General features: G+C 61.6%; 16 protein-coding genes and 1 tRNA gene. 13 read left to right on the top strand and 4 right to left on the bottom strand.

Translation table 11 applies throughout. From position 1 onward, the window contains the following. Window positions 1–6 precede the first annotated feature (6 nt). A tRNA-Ile gene (locus tag CCOS864_RS03005) sits at window positions 7–83 on the top strand. A gap of 52 nt (window positions 84–135) precedes the next feature. On the opposite strand, the gene CCOS864_RS28145 is transcribed toward CCOS864_RS03005, so the two are convergent. Continuing rightward, window positions 136–288: a hypothetical protein gene (locus tag CCOS864_RS28145; RefSeq protein WP_166675630.1), complete on the bottom strand. Its 153-nt coding sequence runs from the start codon at window positions 286–288 to the stop codon at window positions 136–138. A 71-nt stretch (window positions 289–359) separates the two neighbouring features. Next, window positions 360–1,013, bottom strand: a complete 654-nt coding sequence (locus tag CCOS864_RS03000) for a glycosyltransferase family 25 protein (RefSeq protein ID WP_115085018.1) — start codon at window positions 1,011–1,013, stop codon at window positions 360–362. Between the two features lie 266 nt (window positions 1,014–1,279). Between CCOS864_RS03000 and CCOS864_RS02995 the strand changes: the two genes are divergently transcribed. Further along, window positions 1,280–2,077, top strand: coding sequence for a lipopolysaccharide biosynthesis protein (locus tag CCOS864_RS02995; RefSeq protein ID WP_115085017.1), 798 nt, complete (start codon window positions 1,280–1,282; stop codon window positions 2,075–2,077). Here the strand turns inward: CCOS864_RS02995 and CCOS864_RS02990 are convergent. Continuing rightward, entirely contained in the window at window positions 2,032–2,880 is an 849-nt protein-coding gene (locus tag CCOS864_RS02990) for an AraC family transcriptional regulator (protein ID WP_233674572.1), read from the bottom strand. The genes CCOS864_RS02995 and CCOS864_RS02990 overlap by 46 nt on opposite strands. 94 nt (window positions 2,881–2,974) lie before the next feature. Here CCOS864_RS02990 and panB point away from each other — a divergent pair, with 94 nt between their 5' ends. The 11 genes from panB (at window position 2,975) to CCOS864_RS02935 (ending at window position 14,633) form a co-directional block, all read left to right on the top strand. Beyond that, window positions 2,975–3,793, top strand: a complete 819-nt coding sequence (panB, locus tag CCOS864_RS02985) for a 3-methyl-2-oxobutanoate hydroxymethyltransferase (RefSeq protein WP_115085016.1) — start codon at window positions 2,975–2,977, stop codon at window positions 3,791–3,793. Between the two features lie 92 nt (window positions 3,794–3,885). Continuing rightward, window positions 3,886–4,347, top strand: a complete 462-nt coding sequence (locus CCOS864_RS02980; protein ID WP_115085015.1) for an Lrp/AsnC family transcriptional regulator — start codon at window positions 3,886–3,888, stop codon at window positions 4,345–4,347. A 229-nt stretch (window positions 4,348–4,576) separates the two neighbouring features. Beyond that, complete coding sequence (locus CCOS864_RS02975) at window positions 4,577–6,259, top strand: flavin monoamine oxidase family protein (protein WP_115085014.1); 1,683 nt, start codon at window positions 4,577–4,579, stop codon at window positions 6,257–6,259. Window positions 6,260–6,272: 13 nt separating this feature from the next. Next, window positions 6,273–7,070 carry a carbon-nitrogen hydrolase family protein gene (locus CCOS864_RS02970; protein ID WP_115085013.1) on the top strand — a complete coding sequence of 266 codons (798 nt, stop codon included), beginning with the start codon at window positions 6,273–6,275 and terminating at the stop codon, window positions 7,068–7,070. 38 nt (window positions 7,071–7,108) lie between these two features. After that, complete coding sequence (gene pqqF / locus CCOS864_RS02965) at window positions 7,109–9,442, top strand: pyrroloquinoline quinone biosynthesis protein PqqF (RefSeq protein WP_115085012.1); 2,334 nt, start codon at window positions 7,109–7,111, stop codon at window positions 9,440–9,442. A gap of 168 nt (window positions 9,443–9,610) precedes the next feature. After that, the gene (pqqA, locus tag CCOS864_RS02960) at window positions 9,611–9,682 is read left to right on the top strand and encodes a pyrroloquinoline quinone precursor peptide PqqA (protein WP_008365141.1); all 72 of its coding nucleotides are present in this window, start codon (window positions 9,611–9,613) and stop codon (window positions 9,680–9,682) included. A gap of 67 nt (window positions 9,683–9,749) precedes the next feature. Next, on the top strand, window positions 9,750–10,661 hold the full coding sequence (pqqB, locus tag CCOS864_RS02955; RefSeq protein WP_115085011.1) for a pyrroloquinoline quinone biosynthesis protein PqqB: 912 nt from the start codon (window positions 9,750–9,752) through the stop codon (window positions 10,659–10,661). Window positions 10,662–10,669: 8 nt separating this feature from the next. After that, window positions 10,670–11,425: a pyrroloquinoline-quinone synthase PqqC gene (gene pqqC, locus CCOS864_RS02950; RefSeq protein WP_115085010.1), complete on the top strand. Its 756-nt coding sequence runs from the start codon at window positions 10,670–10,672 to the stop codon at window positions 11,423–11,425. Continuing rightward, a complete protein-coding gene (pqqD, locus tag CCOS864_RS02945; protein WP_115085009.1) occupies window positions 11,422–11,697 on the top strand; it encodes a pyrroloquinoline quinone biosynthesis peptide chaperone PqqD in 276 nt (91 codons plus the stop codon). Before pqqC ends, pqqD begins: the two co-directional genes overlap by 4 nt. Further along, entirely contained in the window at window positions 11,669–12,829 is a 1,161-nt protein-coding gene (gene pqqE, locus CCOS864_RS02940) for a pyrroloquinoline quinone biosynthesis protein PqqE (protein ID WP_115085008.1), read from the top strand. The genes pqqD and pqqE overlap by 29 nt, the downstream gene beginning before the upstream one ends. Next, window positions 12,795–14,633, top strand: coding sequence for a S9 family peptidase (locus CCOS864_RS02935; protein WP_115085007.1), 1,839 nt, complete (start codon window positions 12,795–12,797; stop codon window positions 14,631–14,633). The genes pqqE and CCOS864_RS02935 overlap by 35 nt, the downstream gene beginning before the upstream one ends. A 61-nt stretch (window positions 14,634–14,694) precedes the next feature. Here the strand turns inward: CCOS864_RS02935 and CCOS864_RS02930 are convergent, their stop codons facing one another. Beyond that, window positions 14,695–15,624 (bottom strand): IS110 family RNA-guided transposase, encoded by a 930-nt coding sequence (locus tag CCOS864_RS02930; RefSeq protein ID WP_115085006.1) that lies wholly within the window; start codon window positions 15,622–15,624, stop codon window positions 14,695–14,697. Window positions 15,625–15,799: the final 175 nt, after the last annotated feature.

The following is a 15,799-nucleotide window of genomic DNA, read 5'->3' as shown; positions in this document are numbered from 1 at the left end:
CCACTGGGGCCTATAGCTCAGTTGGTTAGAGCAGGGGACTCATAATCCCTTGGTCGCAGGTTCGAGTCCTGCTGGGCCCACCAAACAAAAAACCGCGCCTTTGCGCGGTTTTTTTTTTGCCTGCAATAACAGGGATCACCTGCGCTGCTTGAGCTTCTCCTGCAGCCAGTCACCGACGATCAAAGGCACCCACACCAGCGGTATCAGCACGAAGCCGGACAGGGCCAACGCACTCAGAAAAGCGTCCTTCAGTGCTTGAAGTGCGCGAAAGCATTTTTTGCCAATCATCTCGAACCCTGAGCAATGAATGTGCCGTGGCATCCGTGCCACGCTTACCTTCACCACTTTAGTCCGTTACCTCAGAAACGCACCCGAAACAGCGTGCGCCAGAAATTCTTCAGCGGCGAAATGCGATGCTTGTCCCAATTACGCTGCCAGAAATCATCCTCATTCCTGACCTGCGCTTCGATGTCGCTACCCGTCGCTGATGCCGCGTGCTGACGGAACAGCATCGGGAACACACAATGCTGTTTGATCCGTTGCTTAAACAGCACATCCACTGGCGTGCCGTCATAAGGCGTTTCGGCCAGAATCCGGCAGCCCTCAGGCGACAGGACGTAGGCGTGCAAGGCCACCACACGGCCGCGGGCAATATAGGGGAACCAGGTTAGCCAAGTCCGGCCCATGCTGTAACCCAGGTGCAAGACTTCGAATGAACGGGTTCGGATAAAGCGGTTGACCCAACGAACCGGGGTTGCTTTGAGCTCATACGCCTTGACGTCATCCTCGAAGACCAGAATCCGTTGCAAACCTTCATCCAAGGCCTGCCTGGCCAAGGCTTGATGAGATTCGTAACAGCCCCGGACAGGATCATCACTGCGCTCGACCACGTGAAAAATCACCTGGTTATGAATCTGTCCACCCACCGTTCGCCTGAACAACTCGCGGCGGTCATTACGCTCTTTGATAGAGATGCAATACACCGCATCTACGTCGAACTTGATCTTGCTCACCACACCGTTCCCTCGAGCTGCAACCGGTTCTCCCGAAGGGCTGCATATAAAAGCCGACGAGTTTAATCCGCCCTAGCTGCCATTACAAAGCCACTACCTATATCCATTCCTCAAGCCGGCATCCTGCTGCTGGAACTGAACCTTGGGAGACTGGTCACAATCGTTAACAGTTTTTAACAAACTGACAAACAACACCTATACTTTGTATGGCCTTTACCCAGTCACTACCACTGTGGTGATTGTCTATATGCACAAGGAATTGGCACATGGGCGCCTCTGCAGCAAGATCACTTCTTGGCGAGCGCTGCAATATCCACGATTTTGCAGATTGCCAGAACATACAATCCGGTTCGGTATTCATCATTGCATCGGGCGGTTCGGCAAAGGATTTCCCCTTTCAAACCTTCCATGACATCCCCATGATCACAATGAATGGGGCAATCTCGATGTTTCTCGACACACCGGTCAGGCCCTTCTTCTACGCCTGTACAGACAGGGACTTCTCCAACCAGCAACCACAGCTGTTTGCTGAAGCGTTACATCGCAGTGACCGCGTTGCTCTTTGGGAAGAGCACGTTCGGTCCTTGTCGATCCGGACGGACGGCGAGCTGTACCTTTTGCACAAAGCCCCTAAACCGAGTTTCATCGACATTCTGCGGCGAAAGGACCAGGAACTTGTCCGTAACCACACCTTCCCAGGCTGGGGACAAAAGCTGCTCGGGTTCAGCAAAAATCTGCAGCGTGGCTTCTTTGATGCACGCACGGTGGCCTACCTGGCCTTGCAAATCGCCTATCACGTCGGTTTCACCAAGGTGTTTCTGGTAGGCGTTGACCTTAACCAGGACCTGGGAAGATTCTACGAACGCAATGATATGGCGGTATCCCCCTGCGGGCTGGACCAGCACTACGAGTCTCGCATCCTGCCGTCATTCCAACTTGTCGCCAACTCGGTGGTGGACGACACCTTCGCGGTCTACAATCTTTCCGAATTTTCCCGCTTACCGCACAGCGTCATTCCCTACAAAACCCTTGAAGAAGTGACCGCGATGGTTCGTGAGGGCTGATTGTCACCCGGAGTCCGGGCACAAAACCGCGTGCCATACAGGCCTGGAGTGACACCATAATGTCGCTGAAACAGCGCAATAAACGCCGACACCGAGTCATACCCCAACTCGTTGGCCAGCGCCGTGACACTCATGCCTTGCGCCAACAAGGGCAAGGCCGCGAGCAGGCGCAGCCGTTGGCGCCACTCTCTGAACGACAACTGTGTCTGCGCCTGAAATAGCCGCACAAGTGTGCGCCGCGAAGCCCCAACCTGCTGCGCCCAGTCTTCAATACTACGGTTATCGCCTGGGTTGGCCTGCAATGCTTCGGTGATGCGTCGCAAGCGCGGATCACTGGGCAATGGCAGGCCAAAGGGCGCTTCAGGCAACTCCCGCAGTTCATCGACCAGCACCTGCAGCAGCCGCGCCTGGGCACCTTGCGCCGGATAATTCGGCGCAAATCGGCTGGCCTTGTCGATCAACTCGCGCACCAGTGGTGTCACCTGCAGCACTCCACAAGGCCGCTGGTAACCGTTAAGCAGCGATTCGTCCAGATAAAGCCCGCGAAACTCGATGGTCTGATCGCTATAGGCGGTGTGCTCGACACCCGCCGGTATCCACAACGCGCATTGAGGCGGCAGCAGGTAACTGTGCTGCTCGGTCAAAACCTCCATGATCCCGACGCTGGCATAGGTGAACTGCACCCAGGGGTGGCTGTGCATCTGCACCCGATGGCCCGCCGGAATGGCAAACATGCGCCGGTAGACCGGTTCCGGCAGCTGCTGAAAGTCCGGCAGCGACGGTACTTCACTGGTTTGTCTCATTGGCGGCATTGCCTGTCTCCTTTGCTCAAGTGAGCCGACAAAGGCCGATGGTAGCCTGCGCCCGGCTTAGTTGAACAACCCCTAGGAGAGACCGATGAGCAGCCATGTGCGTGAAAACCGTTTGAGCGTGCCCGCCATCCAGCAGCGCAAAGGCGCTGGCAATCTGGTAGTTCTGACTGCGTACAGCATGCCGATGGCGCGCTGGGTGGATGCCGAGGCCGATGTGATCATTGTCGGTGACTCGGTCGGCATGGTCCTGTATGGCATGCCCAGCACCCTCGGGGTCACCCTGGAAATGATGATTGCCCACGGCCAGGCGGTGATGCGCGGGTCGCAACGCGCCTGCGTGGTCATCGACCTGCCGTTCGGCAGTTATCAGGCCTCGCCCGAGCAAGCCTTCCTCACTAGTGCGCGACTGCTGCGCGAAACCGGTGCCCAGGGCATCAAGCTTGAAGGCGGCGAAGAGCTGGCCGAGACCGTCGCCTTCCTCACTCGCCGTGGGATTCCGGTAATGGCCCATGTCGGACTGATGCCGCAGCAGGTCAACAGCCTCGGCGGATTCAAGGCCCAGGGCCGGGATGACCAGAGTGCTGCCAAAGTACGCCAGGACGCCCTCGCCATGCAGGCAGCCGGGGCTTTCTCGGTGGTACTGGAAGGCATCGCCGAACCCCTGGCCCGTCGCCTGAGCGAGGAGTTGGCAATCCCCACCATTGGCATTGGCGCTTCACCTGCCTGTGACGGCCAGGTTCTGGTCACCGAGGATTTACTGGGCTTGTTCGGTGAATACCAGCCACGCTTCGTCAAACGCTTCGCCGACCTGCAGCCACAGATTGCCCAAGCCCTGGCAGCCTATGCCCGGGAAGTGCGCGACGGCAGCTTTCCCCAGGCCGAGCACTGCTTCAAGTCGCGCTGAGCACAGACGCCTTGCTCAAGGGTGAGGGCAATGGATAGGCTATCGCGCTTATTCCATGAGCCGTGAAAAGCGGCTCTCGCCAGAGAGTGCCCATGCCTGACAGCCGCCCCGTCGCCCTCGACGAAATCGATCGCCAGCTGATCTCGCTGCTGCAGATCAACGCCCGTGAAAGCGTCGCCACGCTCGCCCGGCAACTGGGTATCGCGCGCACCACGGTGACTTCGCGCCTGGCCCGCCTGGAAAAGACCAAAGTCATCAGCGGCTACGGCGTGCGCCTGGGTCAGCGGCTGATCGATGGCGGCTTGCAGGCCTATGTGGGGATCAAGGTGCAACCGCGCTCGGGCAAGGACGTGGTGCGGCGCCTGAGCGCCATGGGCCAGGTGCAGCAATTGTGCGCGGTCAGCGGCGAATTCGATTACGTCGCCTGGCTGCGCAGTGATTCGCCCGAGCAACTGGACCAGTTGCTCGATCAGATCGGCAGCGTTGATGGGGTGGAGAAGACCACCACCTCGATTATCCTCAGCAGCAAGGTAGATCGCGGGCAGCCGGTTTAAAGCCACATTATGTGTAGGAGCGGGCTTGCCCCGCGATGAGGGTTGATCGCGGGGCAAGCCCCCTCCTGAAGGAGTCAATATGAATTACAGATACGTCATATCGACCAAAAACATGACCAAACGACGACACTCTGCATCTTAATTACGTAACCCCCACCCCCTAAAATGACCGCCAGTGTTTTCCTATACTCAAGCTCCGCACCCCGCGCAGCGCCTGGCAAGGTCACGTATGAACAAGAACAATCGCCACCCCGCCGACGGCAAGAAACCCATCACCATTTTCGGCCCGGATTTCCCGTTCGCCTTTGACGACTGGATCGAGCATCCGGCCGGCCTGGGCAGTATTCCGAGCGAGCGCCAAGGCGAAGAGGTTGCGATTGTCGGCGCCGGTATCGCCGGGCTGGTAGCGGCCTACGAGCTGATGAAGCTGGGCCTCAAGCCTGTGGTGTACGAAGCCTCGAAAATGGGTGGGCGCCTGCGCTCGCAGGCCTTCGAAGGCACCGACGGGATCATCGCCGAACTCGGCGGCATGCGCTTTCCGGTGTCGTCCACGGCGTTCTATCACTACGTCGACAAGCTCGGCCTTGAGACCAAGCCGTTCCCCAACCCGCTGACACCCGCCTCGGGCAGCACGGTCGTCGACCTGGAAGGCCAGACCCACTACGCGGAAAAACTTTCCGACCTGCCCAAGCTGTTCCAGGAAGTGGCCGATGCCTGGGCCGATGCCCTGGAGGACGGTGCCCGCTTCGGCGATATCCAGCAGGCTATCCGCGACCGCGATGTGCCGCGCCTCAAAGAGCTGTGGAACACCCTGGTACCGTTGTGGGACGACCGCACCTTCTATGACTTCGTCGCCACTTCCAAAGCTTTTGCCAAGCTCAGCTTCCTGCACCGCGAAGTATTCGGCCAGGTCGGTTTCGGCACCGGTGGCTGGGACTCGGACTTCCCCAACTCGATGCTGGAAATCTTCCGCGTGGTAATGACCAACTGCGACGATCACCAGCACCTGGTGGTCGGTGGCGTCGAGCAGGTGCCGCTGGGCATCTGGCGCCATGTGCCGGAGCGCTGCGCGCACTGGCCGGCTGGCACCAGCCTCAGCTCGCTGCACCGCGGCGCACCACGCCCCGGGGTGAAAAGCATTGCCCGCGACAGCGACGGGCGCCTGGCGGTGACCGACAACTGGGGCGACACCCGTCATTACGCCGCCGTGCTGACCACCTGCCAAAGCTGGCTGCTGACCACCCAGATCGAGTGCGAAGAATCGCTGTTCTCGCAGAAAATGTGGATGGCCCTGGACCGTACCCGCTACATGCAGTCGTCGAAGACCTTCGTCATGGTCGACCGGCCATTCTGGAAGGACAAGGACCCGGAAACCGGCCGCGACCTGATGAGCATGACCCTGACCGACCGCCTGACCCGCGGTACCTACCTGTTCGACAACGGCGATGACAAGCCGGGGGTGATCTGCCTGTCCTACTCGTGGATGAGCGATGCGCTGAAGATGCTCCCGCACCCGGTGGAAAAACGCGTCAAGCTGGCCCTCGATGCGCTGAAGAAGATCTACCCGAAAGTGGATATCGCCGGGCACATCATCGGCGACCCGATCACCGTGTCGTGGGAAGCCGACCCGCACTTCCTCGGCGCCTTCAAGGGCGCCCTGCCCGGCCATTACCGCTACAACCAGCGCATGTACGCGCACTTCATGCAGCAGGACATGCCGACCGAACAGCGCGGCATCTTCATTGCCGGTGACGATGTGTCGTGGACCCCGGCCTGGGTCGAAGGCGCGGTGCAGACTTCGCTCAATGCGGTGTGGGGTATCATGAATCACTTCGGTGGGCAGACCCACCCGGACAACCCAGGCCCGGGCGATGTGTTCAATGAGATCGGACCGATCGCCCTGGCCGACTGACGGGAGAATCGCCATGCGCATCGCCCTGTTCCAAGGCGAACCGCAACCGCTGGACCTGTCCGGCAACCTCGAGCGCCTGCACCAGCAGGCGCAACTGGCCGCTGCCCGCGGCGCCGAGTTGCTGGTGTGCCCGGAGATGTTCCTGAGCGGCTACAACATTGGCAGCGAAGCCGTCGCGCGCCTGGCCGAAGCCGAAGACGGCCCGTCGGCCATGGCCGTGGTGGAGATCGCCCAGAGCAATCGCATCGCCATTGCCTACGGCTACCCGGAGCTGGCGGACGACGGTCAGATCTTCAACAGCGTGCAGTTGATCGACGCTCATGGCAGCAGCCTGTGCAACTACCGCAAGACCTACCTGTTTGGTGGTCTGGACCGGGCGATGTTCAGCCCGGGGCCGGATCACTTCCCGGTGGTCGAGCTCAACGGCTGGCGCCTTGGATTTCTGATCTGCTACGACATCGAGTTCCCGGAAAACGCCCGGCGCCTGGCCCTGGCCGGTGCCGAGCTGATCCTGGTGCCGACGGCGAACATGGTGCCCTTCGACTTCATTGCCCAGGTCACCGTGCGCGCCCGCGCCTACGAGAACCAGTGCTACCTGGCGTACGCCAACTACTGCGGCAGCGAAGACGAAATCCACTACTGCGGGCAAAGCAGTATCGTCGGCCCGGACGGCAGCATCCTGGCCATGGCCGGTCGTGACACGGCGCTGCTGAGCGCCGACCTGGACCTGCAGCGGGTGCAGCAAGGGCGGGCCAACAACCCTTACCTGCACGACCTGCGCCCCGAGCTCTACAGCACGCCGCGGCAATAATCCGCTAGCATGACGGTTCGCCTGTATCCGGAGCCGTCATGCCCAGCGCCCTTCACATCCTGACCCTCGCCAATGGCCTGCAGGTGACCCTGCGCCATGCGCCGCAGCTAAAACGCTGCGCAGCGGCAGTGCGGGTACAGGCCGGCAGCCATGACGCGCCACGGGCGTGGCCGGGGTTGGCGCACTTTCTCGAACACCTGTTCTTTCTTGGCAATCAACGTTTCGCGCTGGAAGACGGCCTGATGCGCTACGTGCAGCACTACGGCGGCCAGGTGAATGCCAGTACCCGTGAACGCAATACCGAGTTCTTCTTCGAAGTGCCGCCAGCGGCCTTTGCCGGTAGCCTGGAGCGTCTTTGCCAGATGCTTGCGCACCCGCAGTTCGACCTTGAACGGCAAGTGCGCGAGCGGGAAGTGATCCATGCCGAGTTCATTGCCTGGTCACGCAATCCACAAGCGCAGCGGCAGTTTGCCTTGCTTCAGGCTGCTGGCAGCGAACATCCGTTGAGCGCTTTTCAGGCTGGCAACCGTTACAGCCTGCAGGTTCAAAGCCCGGCGTTCCAGGCGGCATTAAGGGATTTTCATCAGCGCTTCTATCAGGCCGGGCAGATCACCTTGAGCCTGAGCGGGCCGCAAAGCCTCGACGAACTGCAGGCGCTGGCGTGTCGATTCGGCCAAGTGTTCAATAGCGGGAGAAAAGTGCAGCAGGCGCTACCGCCAAGCTTCAACAACCAGGCACCACTGCTGGTCCGCAACGAGCGCCAAGTGGATGTCCTGTACCCGTGCGCCCCTCTCCCCGCTGGCTTTGAACAAGCCGTCGATTTTCTCGCGACCTGGCTGAGCGACACCCGGCCCGGCGGGCTACCGGCGACGCTGCGTGAGCGGGGCTGGCTGGAGCATTTCGAGTTTTCCTCGCTGTATGGCTTTGCCGGCCAGACCCTGCTGCACGCGGGCCTGAAACTCCACGTTACGGCTGACGCCGAGCAGGTCCGGGCACTGCTGGCTGACTGGCTGGCGTTCTTCCGGGCGGCTGACTTGGGCCAAATCAATCAGGAATACGCTCGATTGCAGCGCTGCCGCGAACTTACCGCCAGCGCATTGGAGCTGGCGCGCCGGGATAGCGCCGGGCAACGCTTCGAGGCGCTGGACGCGCAAGGACTTGCTGCGCTTGAGCGGTTACTCGAGACAATGCTCGCTGGCCAGGTAAAAACACCCACCCTCGCCTGGCAGTTGCCCACCGCGAATCCGTTGCTGAACGTGAAGGCAGAGACTACTCAAGCAACCGCCGTTCCCGAAGGCCTGACGGTTTCTCCTCTACTACCGCCGTCGCGCCAGCATGGTGTCATCTACCTGCGCTGGCGGCTCACCTCAGCCTTGCGCGAGCGCCTCTGGCAGGTACTTGATCGGGCGCTGCAAGCCCTGCGTGAACAGGCAGCGCAGGCTGGCGTACACCTGCAGTTCAGCGCCTGCGACAAATACTGGCAGTTGCGCTGCGCCGGCAATGGAACAGTGCTGGTCGCAGTGATCGAACAGGCGTTGGCAATCCTGCGGTTCCCCCCCAGCCAGAGCTGGACACCCGGCGCTGCCAACCAGCCCGATGTCATGCCAATTCGTGCCCTGCTCAGGCAGCTCCCGGAGCAGCTGCTTGGCTACCAGGACGAACCGTTACCAGCCTGTACCATCAGCCAGAGCGATCTTGATACGCTGTGGGAATATTCAATCTGGAATGGACTCTCGACCGGCTTGAGTGCCACCGATCAATCAGCACTGAACCGGGCCGTGGGTAAAGTGCCCGGGCGCGCAGGCAGGTATCTACCCGCCAGAATCGAAGCTGTGCGGCGCTGGCAAACACTGCCGCCGGTGGCCAGCGAGCAAGCGCTGCTGCTCTTTTGCCCGGTCGAAGACCAAGCCACTGGCCGGTTCCTTGCCCAGCAGTTGCAAGGGCCCTTCTATCAACGGCTGCGAGTCGAGCTGAATCTGGGCTATGCGGTGTTCAGCGCCTTCCGTCAGATCGAGGGCTGCAATGGCCTGCTGCTCGGCGTGCAGTCGCCGTCGGCCAGCCACGCCGAGATCGTCAGGCACATCCACACAGTACTCGATGCCCTGCCCGCCACGCTGAGCTGCAACACCGCGGACAAGCAGGCACTCGCCGCACAGTTCGACGAACAGGCCATGACCAACAATGACGTTGCCGAATGGGCCTGGCAGGCGCATCTGGCCGGCCATCAGCAGCCGCTGCTGAGCGATCTGCAAGCGGCGATCCTGGCTATCGACCCGCCACAACTGCAACACCTGGCGCGCCAGACAAGCCAGGCCGAACTCGGTTGGTTGTGCCTGGCGAACGGGCCGGCGCCCGGCGAAAACTGGCACTGACGCTGGCGATTCTTACCGTCCCTGTAACGGCGTTTATCTGAGATTTAACCATTCAGTTCGTATTTTTTTAGTAAGATAGCGCAATCTCGGCTATGGGACCCCCTCATCTGGAGGGTGGACTAAATAAGTAGCTGGCAAACCCCAGACCTATCCGGAAGGAGTAATCCCATGTGGACCAAACCTGCTTACACTGACCTGCGTATCGGCTTTGAAGTGACCATGTATTTCGCAAGCCGCTGAGCCTGCTTGCGGTACAACGCCTCGGTCCGCCGGGGCGTTTTTATTTCAGGACGCGGCAGGAGTGGCCATGTACATCCAGATTCTAGGTTCCGCCGCCGGTGGCGGGTTCCCGCAGTGGAACTGCAACTGCGCAAACTGCAAAGGCTTTCGCGACGGCAGCTTGCGCGCCACGGCGCGGACCCAGTCATCGATTGCCCTGTCTGACGACGGTATCCACTGGGTACTGTGCAACGCTTCGCCGGACATCCGCGCGCAGCTGCAAGGCTTTGCCCCGATGCAACCGGCCCGCGCCCTGCGCGACACCGGCATCAACGCCATCGTCCTGCTCGACAGCCAGATCGACCACACCACCGGCCTGCTCAGCCTGCGCGAAGGCTGCCCGCACCAGGTCTGGTGCACCGACATGGTCCATCAGGACCTGAGCACCGGCTTCCCGCTGTTCACCATGCTCAGCCACTGGAACGGCGGCCTGCAATGGAAGCGCATCGAGCTCGAAGGCAGCTTCGTCATCGACGCCTGTCCGAACCTGCGCTTTACCCCCTTCCCGCTGCGCAGCGCCGCACCGCCCTACTCACCGCACCGCTTCGACCCACACCCGGGCGACAACCTCGGGCTGATGGTCGAGGACCTGCGCACCGGCGGCAAGCTGTTCTACGCCCCGGGCCTGGGCCAGGTCGACGGCAAATTGCTACAGATGATGAGCGATGCCGACTGCCTGCTGGTCGACGGCACCCTGTGGGAGGATGATGAAATGCAGCGCCGTGGTGTCGGCACCCGCACCGGCCGCGAGATGGGCCACCTGGCGCAGAACGGCCCGGGCGGCATGCTCGAGGTGCTGGAAAGCTTCCCGCGTCAGCGCAAAGTGCTTATCCACATCAACAACACCAATCCGATTCTCGATGAGGATTCGGCCGAACGCGCCGAATGCGCCCGGCGCGGCGTCGAAGTGGCCTTCGACGGCATGAGCATCACTCTCTAGGAGCCGACATGAGCGACGCCAAACCGCTGTCCCCTGCCGAATTCGAACAGGCCCTGCGCGCCAAGGGCGCCTACTACCACATCCATCACCCCTACCATGTGGCGATGTATGAAGGCCGCGCAAGCCGCGAGCAGATCCAGGGCTGGGTGGCCAACCGTTTCTACTACCAGGTCAACATCCCGATGAAGGATGCAGCGATCCTGGCCAACTGCCCGGACCGCGAAATTCGCCGCGAGTGGATTCAGCGCCTGCTCGACCATGACGGCGCCCCTGGCGAAGACGGCGGCATCGAAGCCTGGCTGCGCCTGGGCCAGGCGGTCGGCCTCGACCCGGAGCAACTGCGCTCCCAGGAACTGGTGCTGCCCGGCGTGCGCTTTGCCGTGGATGCCTACGTCAACTTCGCCCGCCGCGCCAGCTGGCAGGAGGCGGCCAGCAGCTCGCTGACCGAGCTGTTCGCCCCGCAGATCCACCAGTCGCGGCTGGACAGCTGGCCCCAGCACTATCCGTGGATCGACCCGGCCGGCTACGAGTACTTCCGCACCCGCCTGGGCCAGGCCCGGCGTGACGTCGAGCATGGGCTGGCGATCACCCTGCAGCACTACACTACAGTTGCGGGCCAGCAGCGCATGCTGGAGATCCTGCAGTTCAAGCTGGACATTCTCTGGAGCATGCTCGACGCCATGAGCATGGCCTACGAACTGAACCGCCCGCCTTATCACAGTGTCACCAGCGAAAGGGTCTGGCACAAAGGAATCGCCTTATGAGTTTCGATCGCGCGCAAGTCCCGGCATGGCGCCCGGGCTATCGCTTCCAGTATGAGCCGGCACAAAAAGCTCATGTGCTGCTGTATCCGGAAGGGATGATCAAGCTCAACGAGAGCGCCGCGCTGATCGGCGGGCTGATCGACGGCCAGCGCGATGTCGCGGCGATCATTGCCGAGCTCGACACGCAGTTCCCCGGAGTACCCGAGCTCGGTGACGACATCGAGCAATTCATGGAGGTGGCCCGTGCCGAACACTGGATCACCCTTGCCTGAGCTGCCGGCAAGACCCGAAGTCGGCCTGCCGCTGTGGCTGCTTGCCGAGCTGACTTACCGTTGCCCGCTGCAGTGCCCGTACTGCTCCAACCCCCTGGACTTCGCCGCCCAGGGTCAGGAGCTGAGCACTGAGCAGTGGTTCAGGGTCATGGCCGAGGCGCGCGAGATGGGCGCGGCACAACTGGGCTTCTCCGGCGGTGAGCCGCTGGTGCGCCAGGACCTTGCCGAATTGATCGGCGAAGGTCGGCGCCTGGGCTATTACACCAACCTGATCACCTCCGGCATCGGCCTCACCGAGCAGAAGATCGCCGCTTTCAAGGAGGCCGGGCTGGACCATATCCAGATCAGCTTCCAGGCCAGCGACGAGCAGGTGAATAACCTGCTGGCCGGTTCGAAGAAGGCCTTCGCGCAGAAGCTGGAAATGGCCCGGGCAGTCAAAGCCCACGGCTACCCGATGGTGCTGAATTTCGTCACTCATCGGCACAACATCGACAAAATCGACCGCATCATCGAGCTGTGCGTTGCCCTCGAAGCCGACTTCGTCGAACTGGCCACCTGTCAGTTCTACGGCTGGGCGCACCTCAACCGTGTCGGCCTGCTGCCGACCCGCGCCCAGCTCGAACGCGCCGAGCGCATCACCAACCAATACCGGGCTAAACTGCAGGCCGCTGGCAACCCGTGCAAGCTGATCTTCGTCACCCCGGACTATTACGAAGAGCGCCCCAAGGCCTGCATGAACGGCTGGGGCAGCGTGTTCCTCACCGTCACCCCGGATGGCACCGCCCTGCCCTGCCACGGCGCCCGCCAGCTGCCGGTGCAGTTTCCCAATGTCCGCGAGCACAGCATGCAGCACATCTGGTACGACTCGTTCGGCTTCAATCGCTTCCGCGGTTACGACTGGATGCCCGAGCCATGCCGCTCCTGTGACGAAAAAGAGAAGGACTTCGGCGGCTGCCGCTGCCAGGCCTTCATGCTCACCGGCGACGCCAGTAACGCCGACCCGGTTTGCGCCAAGTCGGCCGAGCACGGCATTATCCTCAAGGCTCGCGAAGAAGCCGAGCACGCCCACCAGACCATCGACGAGCTGACCTTCCGTAATGAGCGAAACTCACGTGTCATTGTCCGCGGCTGAGCGCTTCAGCGCCGAACAGGCGGTCGCCGCCGGTACCGATTTTGCCGAGCTGCGGGTGGCTGCCCAGGGATTGTTCTGGAACGAATTTCGCCCCAGCGATGGCGCCTGCCGGATCTGGCACTGGCGCGATGGCCAGGCCCGTTGCCTGACGCCCAATGGCTTCAGCGTACGCAGCCGGGTCTATGAATACGGCGGTGGCAGCTTCTGCCTGAGCGACGATGGCCTGGTGTTCGTCAACGAGGCGGACCAGCAGTTGTATACCCAGGACCTCAACGGCGGGTTACCGCAGTCGCTGACCGAGGGCGTGCGGCGCTACGGCGATCTGCGCTGGGCCAACGGGCATGTGCTGGCGGTGGAAGAAAGCCATGGTCCGGGGGCGGTCGAGCATCGCCTGGTGGCCATCGCCAAGGGCAGCCGTGAAGTCCTGGCCGAAGGCGCCGACTTTTACGCCTCGCCAACCCTGAGCACCGATGGCTCGCGCCTGGCCTGGATTGAATGGAGCCGCCCGGAACAACCGTGGACGGCAACCCGGCTGCTGTGCTGCCAACGCCAGGCAGATGGCCAGTGGAGCACGCCACGCTGCATCGCCGGTGAAGCCGGTCCGCAACAGTCCCTGCAACAACCTCATTTTGACCCAGCCGGTCGTTTGTATTGCCTGTCCGACCGCAACGGCTATTGGCAGCCCTGGGGCGAAACGGCAACAGGCTGGAACCCCTTGCCAGCCGCCGCGGCCGACCATGCCGGCGCGCCCTGGCAGTTGGGCGCCAGCACCTGGTTACCGCTGGACGAGCAGCGCTACCTCGCGAGCTGGTTCGATAACGGCTTCAGCCGCTTGGGGATTTGCCTTGCCGATGGCTCGGTAGAGGATTACAGCGCGGACTACAGCCGCTTCCGCTGCCTGGATCTGGACGAGCAGCATCTCTATGCCATTGCCGCGTCGGCCATCAGCCCACCCGCCGTTATCGCCATCAACCGCCAGAACCATCATGTACAGGTCCTGGCCGGCGGTGCTTTACCGCTGCCCGCCGAACGCATCAGCCGTCCGCAAGCACTGCGCTACCGCAGCGGTGACGGCATCGCCCACGGTTTCTTCTACCCGGCCATGAACGCTGAGGTGCAGCCGCCGCTGCTGGTGTTCATCCATGGCGGCCCGACCTCGGCCTGCTACCCGGTGCTCGATCCACGCATCCAGTACTGGGCCCAGCGCGGCTTCGCCGTGGCCGACCTCAATTACCGTGGCAGCAGCGGCTATGGCCGGGACTATCGCCAGGCCCTGCACCTGCGCTGGGGCGAGATTGACGTCGAAGATGCCTGCGCCGTGGTCAGGCACCTGGCCGAGCGCAAGCTGATCGACCCGCAGCGCGCGTTTATCCGCGGCGGCAGTGCCGGCGGCTACACCACCCTCTGCGCCCTGGCGTTCCATGATGTATTCCGCGCCGGTGCCAGCCTGTATGGCGTCAGTGATCCGCAGGCGCTGGCCCGGGCAACGCACAAGTTCGAAGGTGATTACCTGGACTGGCTGATCGGCGATCCGGTGACCGATGCCGAGCGTTACCAGCGGCGCACCCCCTTGCTGCATGCCGCAAACATCAAGGTGCCGGTGATCTTCTTTCAGGGTGAGCTGGATGCTGTAGTAGTGCCGGAACAGACCCGTTCGATGCTTGAAGCGCTGAAGGCCAACGGGATTCGCGCCGAAGGGCATTTCTACCCTTCGGAGCGTCACGGTTTTCGTACGGCGAGCAACCTGGCGCATGCGCTGGAAGAGGAATGGAAGTTTTATCGGCGGGTGCTGGAAGGCAGTTAGATCGCTATCGCGGGTCAAGCCCGCTCCCACAGAGTCAATCCTGTGGGAGCAACTGTCTTGATCAGGCTGTTTGCTCTCGCCAAGGGGTATTGTCCCGCAGCATTGCATTCAGCCTGACGATCAGCACCCGCATGCAAGCTACGAGTGCCACCTTGGCGCACTTGCCACGTGCCCGAAGTGCTTCGTAGCGTGCTTTAAATTCTGTGTTGTGACGGATGATGATCCAGCTCGACATGTACAGCACTCGCCTTACATGGGCCCGACCACCCCATATCTGGCGGTGCCCTCGATGGCTACCACTATCGTTGTTGTAAGGCGCTACGCCCACCAGAGCAGCGATCTGACGGCGGTCCAACTGCCCCAGTTCAGGCAGTGAGGCGAGCAGATTTGCGGCGGTTACTCGACCGATTCCGGTCACTGCCAATAACTGACGCGCCCTGGTATCGTCCAGTTGCACCATCGCCTGATCAATTTCTTCGTCGAGGCGTTTGATCAGCACTTTCAGCTGCTCTATATGCTCATCGAAGTGGGCCATCACTGTTGCCGAGCGACATTGCTGGCGACGCCGCTTGTCGTCATCACGGCTCTGCACAAATTGGGCGCGCTGCTTCACCAGCTCTCGCAGCTCTTCGCGTTCAGGGCTGACCGGTTGGCCTTGAGGGGCGCTGAGGTGTGCAGCGAAGTCCGCAAGGACTTCGGCGTCGATCTTGTCGGTTTTGGCTTTTTTACCCATGGCATCGGCGAATTTTCGGGCACGGGCTGGGTTGATGCAGATGGTTTCCAGTCCTGCTGAGGCCAGGGCGATCAACACATCTTTCTCGTAGCCGCCTGTCGCTTCGATCAGCACTCGACTGATATTGAAGTCCTTCAGACGCTCAAGCAACGCCTCGAAGCCTGCGGAGTTGTTGGCCACTTCGAAGCGGATTTTCTGAGGTTTGATGCAGATTTCCAAAGTGGCTTTGGCAGTGTCGATTCCAACAGAAGACAACATGGCTGAACCCTCTTACACTCAGTTGTGAGAGCGCTCTGGCTTGGCCCACGCTTGTGATTCGAGAGGCGCTCAATCAACTGTTCGGGCTCGGGCCAGAGTGGAGAGGTGAATGGCAGCTTTGCTCCCACACGTGCTTTAAGCACTACCGGCGTACAGCTTGCCATTCACCGCTCTC

Origin of the sequence: Pseudomonas wadenswilerensis, from assembly GCF_900497695.1 — a bacterium.
Classification (GTDB): Bacteria; Pseudomonadota; Gammaproteobacteria; order Pseudomonadales; family Pseudomonadaceae; genus Aquipseudomonas; species Aquipseudomonas wadenswilerensis.
The sequence above is the reverse complement of the archived record's forward strand: the minus strand, read 5'-3'. Positions and strand labels throughout refer to the sequence as shown.